We start from the raw sequence: 13,209 nt of genomic DNA, 5'->3' as shown, positions 1-13,209 counted from the left end.
CTGGACAGCGAGCAGGGGGGTTCGTCTCTGCTGAAGACGACTCTCCCTCCGCCCGGCGACAGCGGGGTGCGGCGCACCGTGCTGCCGGGCGGGTTGCGCGTGGTCACCGAACATGTCCCCGGGGTGCGGTCCGCATCGGTCGGGGTGTGGGTCGGCGTCGGTTCGCGTGACGAGGGGCCGAGCGTGGCCGGCGCCGCGCATTTCCTGGAACACCTGCTGTTCAAGGCGACTCCGACTCGCACGGCGCTGGATATCGCGCAGGCCGTGGACGCGGTCGGCGGTGAGCTCAACGCGTTCACCGCCAAGGAGCAGACCTGCTACTACGCGCACGTGCTGGACGAGGATCTGCCGCTGGCAGTGGATCTGGTGTCCGATGTCGTGCTCAACGGGTTGTGCCGGGCCGAGGACGTGAACGTGGAGCGTCAGGTGGTGCTCGAGGAGATCTCGATGCGCGACGACGATCCGGAGGACATGGTCGGCGACGCGTTCCTCACCGCGCTGTTCGGCGACCATCCGGTGGGTCGTCCGGTGATCGGCACGGTCGAGTCCATCGAGTCGATGACCGCGAATCAGCTGCGCGGGTTCCATCAGCGTCGCTACCGTCCGGACAGGATGGTCGTCGCGGTGGCCGGGAACGTCGAGCACGAGCACACGGTGGAGTTGGTGCACCGGGCGTTCGCGGGTCGGCTCGATCCGGTTCGCGAGCCCGCTCCGCGGCGCGAGGGCCGGTTCCGCACGCATACTCCGCCGCACTTGCAGTGGATGTACCGGGACAGCGAGCAGGCTCATCTGGTGTTCGGCGTCCGCGCGTTCGGGCGGCACGAAGGGGAGAAGCGCTGGCCGCTGTCGGTGCTGAACACCGTGCTCGGCGGCGGTCTGTCCTCGCGGCTGTTCCAGCGCATCCGGGAGGAACGCGGTCTGGCGTACTCGGTGTACTCCAGCGTGGACACCTTCGCCGACACCGGCGCGTTCTCGGTCTATCTGGGCTGCCAACCCGAAAACCTGGGCCAGGTGGCGTCTTTGGCGCGCGAGGTCCTGGAAGAGGTTGCTACGGAAGGGATCACCGACGCCGAGTGCGCCCGCGCCAAGGGGGCGCTGCGCGGCGGTCTGGTTCTGGGCCTGGAGGATTCGGGCTCACGCATGAACCGCATCGGACGCAGCGAACTCAGCTACGGCAACCACCGCAGCGTCTCGGAAACCCTCACCCGCATCGATTCGGTCACCACCGCCGAGGTCTCGGCGGTGGCCCGCACCCTGTTGTCCCGCCCCTTCGCGGTCTCGGTCGCGGGCCCGTACCGGCGCGCCCGGGATCTGCCGGTCTCGATACGCCGTCTGGCGGACTGATCGCCCGGAGGATCGTGGTCCCGGAAGACCGCCGGAATATTCACTGCCGGTTGGTCTTCCGGGATTTTTTTCGCGATCGGCCGATCCGGGGTGTGGTTCGTATTCGACCCTGGTTCTTGTCGGTGGTGCCGGTTATGGTGAGCGGACAGCAGTACCGGGCGGCGCGCAGACGGAGGGTGACGACGTGGCCAAGCAGGTGATCAATCCGATCGATGACTACGACGGGGTTGTCGGTGGCGGACGGGACGGTCGAGTTCTCCTTCGAGGGGGTGGACTACGAGATCGACCTGTGCGAGGGGAATGCGGAGAAGCTGCGTGCGGTTCTGTTACCGTGAATCGAGATGTCCCGTAAGGCAACGCGTTTCGACGATGACGAGGCAGAGGACTGGGAGCAGTACGGTGTCGAACCGGCCGCGCCGCCAGCCGTGCGGTAGACGGATCGGAACACCGTGTTTCCCAGGGATTCCAGCGGTGCGCCCTTACACCGCGGCCGCACCCGCGCTGGCGGCGTACGAAGGTCGGTTGTTCTGCGCCTACGTAGCCGACGGCCCGTCCAAGGATTTGCTGTTCACCACCTGGGACGAGTATCACGGCTGGAGCTGCCCGATGTCGTGCGGCGGCGAGAGCAGTTGGGGCGCACCGGCATTGTCGGCCCTGGTCGACGAGCTGCATCTGCTGTTCGCCTCGAACGACCAGGGCCGCGAGATCATCGACATGGCCTACTCCGAGCCCGAAGGCCCCGGTTCGGGCACCTGGGCGCGCACCGTGCACCAGCCGAACGAGTTCGCGAACGCCGGTGTGGCCGCTGCGGGCTCGGCAACGAACGGATACTCGGTTTCCTCCGCCGCGACGCCGGTAACCTGCTGGTGTCCACGCTGGGCCCGAATGGCTGGAGCGGTGACGAGGTCCCCGGCGCCTACGCATGGGAGGCCCCGGCCGTCGTCGTCCACGACGGTTTCGTCAATCTGATCTTCAACGCGCGCAACGAGATGAGCGATCTGCTCTGGATGGAATATCCTGTGCCGCAAGTGCATCCGGTGCCCTGAACGGGCATACGAGTCGATTCTCGCCCCGGGGTGTCACCGGACCGGCGACACCCCGGGGTCAGCCGTCCAGCCATGTTGCGATGGAGTCGAGGGGGGCGGTGTGGAGGGGTTGGTTGTCGGTGGGGTCCAGGAGGTACCAGTGGTGGGAGTTGGGCCAGTTCTGGATCAGGTGGTAACCGGCCTGGGCGGCTCGGACGGTCAATGCGTCGAACCGACCTGATTCATCGGGCTCTGGTGTGGGGCTGTGGATTCGGGGATTCTGCGGTATGGGTTCGGAGTCCTGGCTCAGGGGCGGTGACGAGGGCAGGTCCATTCGGCAGGCCAGCGGACGTGGAGCAGGGGGCATCGGGATGGTCGTGCAGCCCGTCCGGAGGGGGATTCGGCGGCGGGAGGGCGGGGGTGTCGGTTCGGCCGGGGTGAGGGCCAGAAGCAACCCAGGACCAGTAGGTCACAGCGGATCCGGCGATCACGGTGATGATGTTCGCGGTGACATCCCAGGCGGACAGGGGGCTCACCTCGGATCGCCGTTCTCGCGCAGTTCGCGGATGATTCGGTCGAGGTTGTCCAGAATTCGTTGAAACGGTTGCGGTTCGGCGGTATTCGAGATCATTGGTTCGCTCGGCCGCGTCGCCTGATTGCCGTATGGTGTCGGAAGGGTTTCCATGGGCTCGTTCCGGTACTGGAAGAATGGTTCTGGAATGTCCAAAAGCTGTTGCACTGCTTGATGATCAACCATTTCTCCGAGTTCTCGTTTGTCGGCGAATGGTTGCTTGTCATCGGTTGCTGAATCCTCTAGCATCGTGGCGACAACTCCGAAAGTGGTTGTGAGAATAGTGGATTGGGTCGTCCGGCGGCCGGGGACGAGATGCCGCTCCGGGAGATCCGTGCCAGGTGAGCGGGAATGGTGGTCGACCCGGCCGCCGGGCGTATTCCCATGAGACTCCCGCATGAGTTCTGCCGCAATGCTTTACGACGGCGGTTCGCGAAAAATTCGGCGTCGTTTCAGTTGGCATCACATTCCCGTTCGAGTTGAACCACCTTTTCGCAAACAAGATCCGAGGAGGTCCACCCATGGCATCCCCCACCACCGACAGCAACGTCGCTCGCCGCATGCTCGGCCTCACCCTGGAGACGATGCGTGTGAAACAGGGCATCAGCCGCGAGAACGCGGCCGAGGCCATCGCCGTCGCGCGCTCCACCCTCTGGAAAATCGAGACAGGACAAGCGGTTCGGCTGAACCCGGTCCTGATCAAGCACCTGTGCGACCTCTACGAATCCGACGCCCAACAGGCGCAGGTGGTCCTGGAGCTGGTCCAGGAGACCAAGGCCAAGGGCTGGTGGCAGGCATTCGCCGAGGATGCGATCCCGAAGGAGTTCGGTCTGTTCGTGAGCCTGGAGGATGCGGCGGAGCGGATTACGTCGTACCAGACGACGCTGCTGCCCGGGTTATTGCATACGGCGGACTACCGGCGCGCGTTGATCCGGGCCGAGTTCCCCAACAAACCCACCGGTGATGTCGAACGGATGCTGGAGGTGGGGATGAGGCGACAACAGCGGCTGAAGAGACACGACAAGCCGTTGGGCATCAATGCGTTCATCGATGAGACGGTGTTGCGCAGAACAGTCGGTGGCCTCGGTGTGATGGAAGGCCAGCTGCTTCAACTCGCGGACATGGCTGCGCTCGACAACGTTTCGATCCGCGTAGTGCCCTCGTCAGCAGGTATGTATCAAGCTCTGATCGTGGGTTCGTTCGTGATCTTGGAGTTTGCGCCCCGTCCCACGGCGGACCTTTCGATGCCGCCGGTTGTGTACGTACAGGGCTTTCTCGGCGATCTGTATCTCGAACAGACAGAAGAAATTCGGCGGTATCGTGAAGTTCGTACCCACGTCGAACGGATAGCGCTGGACGAGAAGGCCAGCCGCTCACTCATGCTTCAGGTCGCAAAGGAGTACTCCACATGAACGTTGATCTGTCCCAGGCTCATTGGTTCAAGAGCAGCCGCAGTTCCGGGTCCAAGGATTGCGTCGAGGTTGCCTTCCTCGACGAGGGTGTCGTCGGCGTCCGTGACAGCAAGACTCCGACCGGTCCGGCGCTGGTCTTCGCTCCGGGGGAGTGGGACGCCTTCACTGCCGATCTCAACCGAGGTCACCTGGACTCATAAGGCCGCCAGCATGCTCCAGATCGCGAAGGAGTGCATCTCATGAATGTTGATCTGTCTGCAGCCCAGTGGTTCAAGAGCAGCCGTAGTTCAGGGATGAAGGGTTGCGTCGAGGTGGCGTTTCTCGACAAGGGGGCGGTCGGCGTCCGTGACAATAAGAATCCGACCGGCCCGGCGCTGATCTTCGCGCCGACCGAGTGGGATGCGTTCGCCGCCAACATCAATTCCGGCGGCCTCGGCTGCTGACTCACAGCACGCGCGCGATTGCGGCCCGGTCGTAGACCTGGACAACGCCCGCGTTGCTTCCAGGCCGACTACGGACTCGTCCAGATGGGCGATGACGCCATGGAGTCCGCCGTGGGTTACGACGCGGTGGCCGGGGCGTGATCGGCGGCGTAGTTCTCGTGCTCTGCGCTTCTTGTGCAGGCGGAATGTCAGGCCCAGAGGTAACGGGATGGCCAGTGGCAGTAGGACCGTCAACTGCTGCTACAATGTGCCGCCGGAAGTTGTTGGGGAGCCGGGCAACCCAGAAGCAGTCGGCGGGAGGACGTAGATGACGCCTGCGAATACGGTTGGCATCGAACAACTTTCACGCGGACGGGAAAACGCGGTCGAGGGCGTCGCGCAAGTCCTGCGGGTCCGGGAGCGGACCGGGGCGGCCGTCGCGTCGGCATTACGGTGTCCATTTGATGGTGCAGCCGATCGGTTCGGTGTCGGCGATCGCGGGGCCGCCGGTCAAGATGTGGTCGAGTGCGGTTCGCAGCCACTGCGCATTTAGGGAGTCGTCGTAGGCGTCGGCGTCGGCAGCGCCGTGGTAGGTGATCACCCCGCCGGTCGGGAATGTGAACGCGGTATCGGTCACGGTGCCGCAGGCAGCGGAGTTGCGCAAATGGACAATAGCGTCGAAAAGGGCGATAAAGGCTCGAATTGTGCGAGGTTTGCGAAGTTTCGGTCGAAAAGCTCGACATTCGCTACGGAATTGCTGTATACCCGTGCGTGATCGGTGTGAAACCAAATGAATCCAGCTGTCGCGGGTCGTTGGGCCCGGGAGGAGAGGATTGCACATGGCTAGTCTCCGACAAGGACATCTTCGTCGTATTGCCGCGAAGACCGTGGTGACGGGCGTGTTGGTCGCTGTTCCGCTCATCGGGATGGGCGCGAACGCGAATGCGGCTCCGGATCAGCAGTCCGGCCCGCCGTCGCAATCGCAGCCGCAACGGCAGTCGCAGCCCCAGCAGCAGCGGCAGCCCCAGCCGTGCGACTTCTACCGCTGCCAGCCGCGGACGGATGCGCCGCCGCAGAGCCAGTGGCACCACACGTATTACCCGCCGCAGGGATTCCGGGACGACCCGCGGGCACCCTCGTATCCGCTCGGCGGCTACCCGCCGGACCTCTGGTGGCAGGTCCTGCAGTCGCTGGGCTGGGCGTAGCTCGCGCTGCTCGATACCACAGCACTGTGGCCCGATCGGTCGACCGATCGGGCCACAGTGCTGTGTTCGGGAAATCGCGTCGTGCGCGAAAGTCTTTGCGACATGCGGATGGTCGTAGGACGCCGGGCAGGTCAGGATGATCATGCTGTAACCGCGGCCGACGTCGACACCGGTCGGCGCCGCGCTCGAGACCAGGCCCGCGACTCCCCGACTTGTTCGAATTACTGTGCGCCGGCCTGGATTCCGGCGTTCACCTCGTTGATCGCCTGCTGTATGAGGCGCGCGGCGTTGACCCGATGTCCGGCCTTGTCCGGGATCGCCTGCTGCAGCTCGCCCTGGGCGGATGTCAGGTCGCCGCGGGCGGTGAGCATATGCGGCTGGAACGCGTAGGCCGCGCCCGCGCCGATTCCGGTGAACGCCACTGCTCCGACGATGGCGGCAATCCCCAACCGCAGCTTGGAAATTCGCATCCGGTTACCTCCTGTGTGTTGGATGAGACGCTGGTGAGCGTAGTCAGTACCGAGTGCTGCCGCAGGCGCCGCGAAACGCCCGAAAAACGCTGTCCTACTTGGGAAAACGACGCAGAAAACAGGTATACGGGCCGCCGGATCTTCAGCTGATCTTCAGTCGGTCGCCGAGAGCGTCGAATACCGTCTCGGCCCGATCCCGCTTCCGGTACATCTCCCAGGCGGTTTCGGCGATATCGTCGGGATCGAGCGTATGTGCTTGCGCGCCACCGAATGTCGACGGATCAGCAGTGACCATGGCGTGGATGTCGCCGCGTTCGACCAGGCCGCCGATGGTGAGTGTGCCCGCGTAGACGCCCTGGTCGGCGAGTGCGGCGTTGAGGGTGAGCGCGTAATTGCGCAGCGCCGCGACCACGAGCGCGAGTTGGCCCAGCATCGGCAACGGGCGCACGCTGGACAGTCCGCCCGAGATCATCACTCCGCCCGTACCGCGTTCCACCATCCCCGGCAGCACTGCCCCGACCAACTGGATCGCGGGCCAGACCCAGTCGAACGCCGTCCTCGCGGTGGCCACGTCGACCTGGGTGATCGGGACCGGGAGTTGTGCGGGAGTCGGTCCGTAGTAAGCGAATTCGATATCACCGGCCGCGGCGATCTCGGCCAGCACCGCAGCCAACCGGTCCGGATCGGTGACGTCTGCGGTGTGCGCGGTGGCTTCGATGCCCAGGGCCGACAGATCGGCCAGGTAGTCGCCGTGCCGGGCGTCGCTGCGGGAGATCAGGGCGACCCGGTATCCCTCCCGGCCGAATTTGCGGGCCATGGACATGCCCAGGCCGGGGCCGACGCCGATGATCACGGCCGTGCGTGTGGTGTTCGTCATTGTCATCTCCAGAATGTTGAGGCCCCCCTCAGGTTCGGAGGTTAGCACTAGACTGAGGGGGTCCTCAAGTTTTGTATGATGGTCCTGTGCCCCGACCGATGCGCCGCGATGCGGCCCGCAACCGTGACAGGCTGCTGCAGGAGGCCGCGGCCGTGTTCACCGAGCAGGGGCTGTCCGGGTCGCTGGAGGAGGTCGCGCGGCGGGCGGGGGTCAGTATCGGCACGCTCTACAACCATTTCCCGAACCGGGACGCGTTGATCGACGCGCTCGTGCCGCAGCGGGTCGCGGAGCTGGACGAATTCGCCGAACGGGCTGCGGCCGAACCGGATTCGTGGATCGCGCTGAGCGAATTCGTGGAGAACATGCTGAGCCGGTTCACCGCGGACCGGGCGCTGTTCGAGGCGTTCACCGTAGAACATCCGGCCACGTCCGGGCTGGTTCAGGCGTGTTCGCGGGGGATGACGGGGTTGTCGGCGGTGCTGGATCGCGCGCGGCGGGACGGGGTGCTGCGCGCCGACGCCACCGATATCGACGTGGTCAATCTGATGTGGGCGCTGTCGCTGCTCGGGGAGAGCGTCGGGACGCCGGCCTGGCGACGGTCGCTGACCTTCGTGCTGGACGGGTTGCGCGCTCGGTGATCAGTCGGTGCGCGCACGGTTGGCGGCGGCGATGATCGAGTCGAGCAGGCCGGGGAGTTCGGCGTCCACCTCGGTGCGGCGCAGGCGCGCGTAGACCTGTCCCTCGTCGACGATGCGCTCGGTGAGACCTGCCTCGCGCAGGGTCTTCAGGTGGTGGGTGGCAGTGGATTTGTTGATGGTGTCGTAGAGGACGCCGCAGCGCTGCGCGATACCGGCGTTCGCCAGGCGACGCACCATCTCCAGGCGTACCGGGTCCTGGAGTGCGGCCAGCACGTCCTGGACCGAGCCCACGGGGAAGGACTCCACGGTCGCTGTCGTATTCACTATGACCCACCTCACTTTAGGTTTGATGGGAATCAAACCGCACCGACGGTCGTTGAGTTCGATCATAATCAAACTTACCTGATGGGGAGCGAGACATGGCAGCGACTGCGGCGGTAGCCCCGACCCCTGCGAAAGGGGCCGTGCAATCCTGGGCGTACGCATTGATACTGCTGGCCACCGGTGTGGCGCTCGGGGTATCCGGTGCGCCCGCGCCACTGTACGGGCTGTACCAGAAGCAATGGCATTTCTCGGCGTTCACCACCACGATCGTGTTCGCCGTGTACGCGGTCGCGGCGTTGGCGGCAGTGCTCGTATCCGGGCGCATCTCCGATGTGGTGGGCCGAAAACCGGTGCTGCTCTGGGCAATCGGGACGATGATCGCCGGACTGGTGGTGTTCGTCTTCGCGGACAATGTGGCGATGCTGGTGCTGGCGCGCGCATTGCACGGTCTCGCGGTCGGATCCATGGTGGTCGCCGGGGCCGCCGCGCTGCTGGATCTCGAGCCCGCACACGGTGCGCGAACCGGGCAGCTCAGCGGGGTGTCGTTCAATGTCGGTATGGCCGTGGCGATTCTGGGTTCGGCCGTGCTGGCGCAGTATTTTCCGCATCCGCTGCGGACCCCGTATCTGGTGATCACGATCCTGTGCTTGTTGATCGGGGTGGGCGTGCTGGCCATGCGCGAGCCGCACACCGCGCGCGTTCCCGGACGTGTCCGGATCGCAAAACCGGCTGTGCCACAGGAGATTCGAGCGGACTTCTGGTTCTCGGCCCTGGGTGTGATGGCGGCCTGGTCGGTGCTGGGCGTGCTGCTGTCGCTGTATCCGTCGCTGGCCTCGGCGAAAACCGGTGTGCACAATCTGATCTTCGGCGGTGCGGTGGTGGCCTCGACCGCGACGGCCGGTGCGCTGGCCCAGTTGTTCGCCACCGGGATCCCGGCCCGGCGCGCGGCCATCGGCGGTGATCTGGGCATGGCCGTGGCGCTGCTGCTGACCATTCCGGCACTGGCGACACGCAATTGGGTGCTGGTTCTGCTGGCCGGGGTGTTGCTGGGCGCGACCTTCGGACTCGGTTTCGGCGGATCGCTGCGGCATCTGTCCGATGTCGTTCCGCAGCATCGGCGCGGAGAGACGATGTCGGCGTACTACCTGCTGGCATATACGGCGATGGCCTTGCCGACCGTGCTGGCCGGGTGGGCGGCGACGCAGTGGGGGATGGACGCGATCTTCCCCTGGTTCGTGGTCGTGGTGGCGCTGGCCTGCGTGGGCGCTGCGGTGATCGGGATCCGTGGTCAGCGGGCCGAGCGAGTTCGGCTCGAGCGTCGGGAAGAGATCGCGCGGGCGTGATCGACGAGCCTCGCGCATCATGAGATGTATTGGGCGGTAACCACAGATCGCACTCGCACTGCCGCGAGCGGCGATTTGTGGTTACCATGCCGCTATGCGGTGGCGGGGGAGAACCCGAGAACGTTTCACCGGCAGGCTACAGCGGTCCGCGTTGTTGTTGTCGGTGGTGCTCGTAGTGTTGGGCGGACTGGGTATTGCGGCTCTGGCCTGGTGGGTGCTGTGGATTCTGCTGGGCGCCAAGGCACAGACGCCCGATCAGGTGGATTTGACCAAGATCGCGTTGTCGGTGGCCGCGGGAGTGGGTGGTGCGGTCGCGTTGGTGGTCGCCTATCGCAAACAGCGCGACGGTGAACGCGGACGATTCGTCGAATTGTTCGGCGCGGCAGCGCGACAGCTCGGTGACGCCGATGTGGCGGTGCGGATCGCCGGGGTCTACGCCATGGCGGGAGTGGCCGACGAATTCAGCGCACCGAGTAGACGACAACAGTGCATCGATGTGCTGTGCGGATATCTACGACTGCCCTACGACCCGGAATCGGGGGCCGATCATCTGGCGCAGCGCACCGAAACCGTCGAGGAGGCGGGTGTCAAGCGGGAGCTGCGATATCAACTGCGGCAGAACGACCGCGAGGTGCGGCGTGCGGTCGTCGACGTGATCGTCGCACATGTGCGCGCGTCGGCCGAGGTGTCCTGGTCGCAGTACAATTTCGACTTCTCCGGTGCGGTGCTGGAGGATTCGGATTTCCGGTACGCGGTCTTCGCGGGTGAGCGCACCTATTTCGCGCGGGCGGTGTTCACCGGCAATCGGGCCACCACTTTCGAACACGCGCGATTCCTCGGGCAGTACATTTCGTTCCGCCGCTGCGTTTTTCGCGGCAATACCACGTTGTTCCGGGATGCGGAGTTCGCTCCGGCCGAGCGAGCCTGGTCCGAACTGCCCGGCGCCGGAACCCGTTTCGAGGGCGCGGTGTTCGATTCGCCGGTGTCCTTCGATCGAACCGTATTCCGCGGGCCCGCTGCGATATTCGGGGACGTGGCGTTCGCCGGTGAGCGGACCTCTTTCGCCGAGACCGTATTCCGCACGGGGAGAACCGAATTCGGCGGTGCAACCTTCGACGGTAGCGCGGTGCGTTTCGAGGGGGCCGAATTCGACAGTGCCCGAATATCGTTCACTCGCGCCCATTTCTACGCCGCGCGGGTTGCCTTCGACGGCGCGCGATTCGGTGTCCGCTCGCGCTGGCGGCGCAGCCCTACGTTGGCCGTCGATTTCTCCGCCGCCGAATACCACGGCACGATCTCCTTCGACGACACCGTCTTCGACGGGCGCGAGGCCGATTTCTCCGATGGTGACTTCTTCGGTGAGATCACCTTCCGCAGAGCGCGTTTCGAGTCGCAGCGCACTCGTTTCGACACTCCGAAAGCCTGGGTGGGCGTCCGCGTCGACTGGGATGTCGACCCGACCTACAAACCCTCCCGAATCACTCCCGGAACCTGGCCTCCGGCCCCCGCGCCACCGGCCGTGAGCTGAGCTGCACAGACGCTGCACAGGTTCCACCTGGCAGTTAACATCGCGACGTGTCTTCTCCGCTATTGATATTCGGCGCTGGTCAGCGCTGCGGCAGCACGCTGGTGCAGCGTCTGATCTCGTCCCATCCCGAGGCGTTCATCTGGGGTGAACAACACGGACGGTTCGGAGAGCTCCTCGATGCGTTCGAGAGTCTTATCGGTCACAGCGCCGAGTACGGCGAGGCGGGGCGCATCGAATTCGCGGTGCACGGATATCAGGGATTCCTGGCGAACCTCATGCCGGAACCGGCGGAGATGCAGGGGGCATTCACACAGTTCTGCACGCGGCTGTTCCAGGCGCCCGATGCCCGGGTGTGGGGATTCAAGGAAGTCCGGTTCGATCGGGCATTCGCCGAGCGGTTGCAGCGGTACCTGCCGGGTGTCCGGGTGATCTTCATCGTCCGCGATCCGCGTGACGTGCTGTCCAGCCTGGACGAGTGGGAGGCGCGCGGATGGTGGACCCGCGCGGATACCGAGCTGTCGTTCGAGAACTGGAAGCGGATCGCGGCCTCGTTCCTGGAAGCCGGCTCGGTGCCGGTGCTGTCGGTGCGCTACGAGGATTTCATCGCCGATCGGGAGGCCGCGGCTCGCAACGTCGGCGAATTCGCCGGGCTGGACGTCGCGGGCTTCGATATGTCGGTCTTCGACCGCAAGGTGCACAACCTGGGGCTGTGGGACGAGCGTGAGCTGCGGCCCTGGCAGGATATGGCGATCGACCTGCGGTATCTGTTGTTCGACGAGGGCCTGCGAGCCACGGCCGAGGCGTACGACTACCACCTGTAGGCCCAGTGCGGGTCGTGCCGAGATCGCGGTTGATGCGTGGGCGTGAAGCGGTAGCGTGCGAATCATGAAGATTCGTGGTGCAGTTCTGGAACGCATCGGCGCGCCCGCGCCGTATGCCGAATCGGCCCCGCTCGTGGTCGGTGAGCTGGATCTGGGCGAGCCCGGTCCCGGTGAGTTGCTGGTGCGGATCGAGGCGGCCGGGTTGTGCCATTCGGATCTGTCCGTGGTGGACGGGAACCGGGTGCGACCGGTGCCGATGCTGCTCGGACACGAGGCGGCCGGGCGGGTCGAGGCGATCGGTCCGGGCCAGAGCGATCTGCAGGTGGGGCAGCGCGTGGTGATGACATTCCTGCCGCGCTGCGGGGAGTGCGAGGGGTGTGCGACCGACGGCCGCACCCCGTGCGTGCCCGGCAGCGTCGCGAACAATGCCGGTGAGTTGCTCGGCGGCGGGCGGCGGTTGCAGCGTGACGGTGAGACGGTCCAGCATCATCTGGGGGTGTCCGGATTCGCCACGCATGCGGTGGTCGACCGGCGTTCGGTGGTGCCGGTGGACGACGACGTTCCGCCGGAGATCGCGGCGGTGCTGGGGTGCGCGGTGCTGACCGGCGGTGGGGCACTGTTGAATTCGGCGAAGCCGGGGCCTGGCGAGCGGATCATGGTGGTCGGGCTCGGCGGGGTCGGGATGGCGGCGGTGCTGGTGGCGGCCTCGTTGCGTGCGGAATTGGGCAGCGAGGTGATCGCGGTCGACACGCTGCCCGAAAAGCTCGCTCTGGCAACGGAACTCGGTGCCGATCGGGTGTACACCCCGGCGCAGCTGGCGGAAGAGGGGATCGCCGCGGAGATCGTGGTCGAGGCCGCGGGCAATGTGCGGGCCTTCGAGACCGCGGTCGCCGCGACCGCGCCCGGCGGCACCACGGTGACCGTAGGGTTGCCCAATCCTGAAGCACGGGCGAGTATTTCGCCGCTTGCCCTGGTCGCTCAGGGGCGTTCGATCGTGGGCAGTTACCTCGGTTCGGCGGTGCCCGCCCGGGATATTCCGACCTATGTGCGGATGTGGCGCGAGGGGCGGTTGCCGGTGGAGCGGCTGGTCTCCTCGCGGCTGCGGCTCGAGCAGATCAATCACGGGATGGACGAGCTCGCGGCTGGGCACGGGCTGCGGCAGGTCATTGTCTTCGACTGAGCTGTAGCGGCACTGGACACCGCCCGGATGCGGCCGTGGGATGAGCCGA

The 13,209-nt window shown here is 65.6% G+C and carries 18 protein-coding genes; 12 read left to right on the top strand and 6 right to left on the bottom strand.

Going from position 1 to position 13,209, the window contains the following annotated elements; genetic code table 11:
- From ON40_RS22610 to ON40_RS52005, 3 genes are all read left to right on the top strand, one after another.
- Complete coding sequence (locus ON40_RS22610; protein WP_051193440.1) at positions 1-1,344, top strand: M16 family metallopeptidase; 1,344 nt, start codon at positions 1-3, stop codon at positions 1,342-1,344.
- A gap of 212 nt (positions 1,345-1,556) precedes the next feature.
- Positions 1,557-1,679 (top strand): Lsr2 dimerization domain-containing protein, encoded by a 123-nt coding sequence (locus ON40_RS50055; protein ID WP_083895834.1) that lies wholly within the window; start codon positions 1,557-1,559, stop codon positions 1,677-1,679.
- 136 nt (positions 1,680-1,815) lie between these two features.
- Entirely contained in the window at positions 1,816-2,313 is a 498-nt protein-coding gene (locus tag ON40_RS52005) for a hypothetical protein (protein WP_157186375.1), read from the top strand.
- 135 nt (positions 2,314-2,448) lie between these two features.
- On the opposite strand, the gene ON40_RS52000 is transcribed toward ON40_RS52005, so the two are convergent.
- On the bottom strand, positions 2,449-2,592 hold the full coding sequence (locus ON40_RS52000; protein WP_157186374.1) for a hypothetical protein: 144 nt from the start codon (positions 2,590-2,592) through the stop codon (positions 2,449-2,451).
- 309 nt (positions 2,593-2,901) lie between these two features.
- Positions 2,902-3,189, bottom strand: coding sequence for a hypothetical protein (locus ON40_RS51995; RefSeq protein ID WP_157186373.1), 288 nt, complete (start codon positions 3,187-3,189; stop codon positions 2,902-2,904).
- Positions 3,190-3,461: 272 nt separating this feature from the next.
- Between ON40_RS51995 and ON40_RS22600 the strand changes: the two genes are divergently transcribed.
- From ON40_RS22600 to ON40_RS22590, 3 genes are read left to right on the top strand one after another with little or no spacing between them, the layout of a single operon-like run.
- The gene (locus tag ON40_RS22600; protein ID WP_040825743.1) at positions 3,462-4,352 is read left to right on the top strand and encodes a helix-turn-helix domain-containing protein; all 891 of its coding nucleotides are present in this window, start codon (positions 3,462-3,464) and stop codon (positions 4,350-4,352) included.
- Positions 4,349-4,552, top strand: a complete 204-nt coding sequence (locus tag ON40_RS22595) for a DUF397 domain-containing protein (protein WP_040825742.1) — start codon at positions 4,349-4,351, stop codon at positions 4,550-4,552. The genes ON40_RS22600 and ON40_RS22595 overlap by 4 nt, the downstream gene beginning before the upstream one ends.
- Before the next feature lie 39 nt (positions 4,553-4,591).
- Positions 4,592-4,795: a DUF397 domain-containing protein gene (locus ON40_RS22590; protein WP_040825741.1), complete on the top strand. Its 204-nt coding sequence runs from the start codon at positions 4,592-4,594 to the stop codon at positions 4,793-4,795.
- Between the two features lie 427 nt (positions 4,796-5,222).
- On the opposite strand, the gene ON40_RS22585 is transcribed toward ON40_RS22590, so the two are convergent.
- The gene (locus ON40_RS22585; RefSeq protein WP_157186372.1) at positions 5,223-5,411 is read right to left on the bottom strand and encodes a hypothetical protein; all 189 of its coding nucleotides are present in this window, start codon (positions 5,409-5,411) and stop codon (positions 5,223-5,225) included.
- 202 nt (positions 5,412-5,613) lie between these two features.
- On the opposite strand from ON40_RS22585, the gene ON40_RS48285 reads away from it, so the two are divergent.
- The gene (locus tag ON40_RS48285) at positions 5,614-5,979 is read left to right on the top strand and encodes a hypothetical protein (RefSeq protein WP_157186371.1); all 366 of its coding nucleotides are present in this window, start codon (positions 5,614-5,616) and stop codon (positions 5,977-5,979) included.
- 221 nt (positions 5,980-6,200) lie between these two features.
- Here the strand turns inward: ON40_RS48285 and ON40_RS22575 are convergent, their stop codons facing one another.
- Positions 6,201-6,449 (bottom strand): hypothetical protein, encoded by a 249-nt coding sequence (locus ON40_RS22575; RefSeq protein ID WP_040825737.1) that lies wholly within the window; start codon positions 6,447-6,449, stop codon positions 6,201-6,203.
- Between the two features lie 142 nt (positions 6,450-6,591).
- Positions 6,592-7,326: an SDR family NAD(P)-dependent oxidoreductase gene (locus ON40_RS22570; protein ID WP_040825735.1), complete on the bottom strand. Its 735-nt coding sequence runs from the start codon at positions 7,324-7,326 to the stop codon at positions 6,592-6,594.
- A gap of 86 nt (positions 7,327-7,412) precedes the next feature.
- On the opposite strand from ON40_RS22570, the gene ON40_RS22565 reads away from it, so the two are divergent.
- Positions 7,413-7,964: a TetR/AcrR family transcriptional regulator gene (locus ON40_RS22565; protein WP_040826041.1), complete on the top strand. Its 552-nt coding sequence runs from the start codon at positions 7,413-7,415 to the stop codon at positions 7,962-7,964.
- Here the strand turns inward: ON40_RS22565 and ON40_RS22560 are convergent, their stop codons facing one another.
- Positions 7,965-8,291: an ArsR/SmtB family transcription factor gene (locus ON40_RS22560; RefSeq protein ID WP_222971904.1), complete on the bottom strand. Its 327-nt coding sequence runs from the start codon at positions 8,289-8,291 to the stop codon at positions 7,965-7,967.
- A gap of 92 nt (positions 8,292-8,383) precedes the next feature.
- Here ON40_RS22560 and ON40_RS22555 point away from each other — a divergent pair, with 92 nt between their 5' ends.
- From ON40_RS22555 to ON40_RS22540, 4 genes are all read left to right on the top strand, one after another.
- The gene (locus ON40_RS22555; RefSeq protein WP_040825733.1) at positions 8,384-9,631 is read left to right on the top strand and encodes an MFS transporter; all 1,248 of its coding nucleotides are present in this window, start codon (positions 8,384-8,386) and stop codon (positions 9,629-9,631) included.
- Between the two features lie 94 nt (positions 9,632-9,725).
- The gene (locus ON40_RS22550; protein ID WP_040825731.1) at positions 9,726-11,159 is read left to right on the top strand and encodes a pentapeptide repeat-containing protein; all 1,434 of its coding nucleotides are present in this window, start codon (positions 9,726-9,728) and stop codon (positions 11,157-11,159) included.
- Positions 11,160-11,206: 47 nt separating this feature from the next.
- Entirely contained in the window at positions 11,207-11,980 is a 774-nt protein-coding gene (locus ON40_RS22545) for a sulfotransferase family protein (RefSeq protein WP_083895832.1), read from the top strand.
- A 64-nt stretch (positions 11,981-12,044) separates the two neighbouring features.
- Positions 12,045-13,160 carry an alcohol dehydrogenase catalytic domain-containing protein gene (locus tag ON40_RS22540; protein WP_040825728.1) on the top strand — a complete coding sequence of 372 codons (1,116 nt, stop codon included), beginning with the start codon at positions 12,045-12,047 and terminating at the stop codon, positions 13,158-13,160.
- Positions 13,161-13,209: the final 49 nt, after the last annotated feature.

The organism is Nocardia jiangxiensis NBRC 101359 (genome assembly GCF_000308615.1).
In the GTDB taxonomy this organism is placed as follows: Bacteria; Actinomycetota; Actinomycetes; order Mycobacteriales; family Mycobacteriaceae; genus Nocardia; species Nocardia jiangxiensis.
Note: the sequence above shows the minus strand (reverse complement) of the source record. Positions and strands in the feature narration are given on the sequence as shown.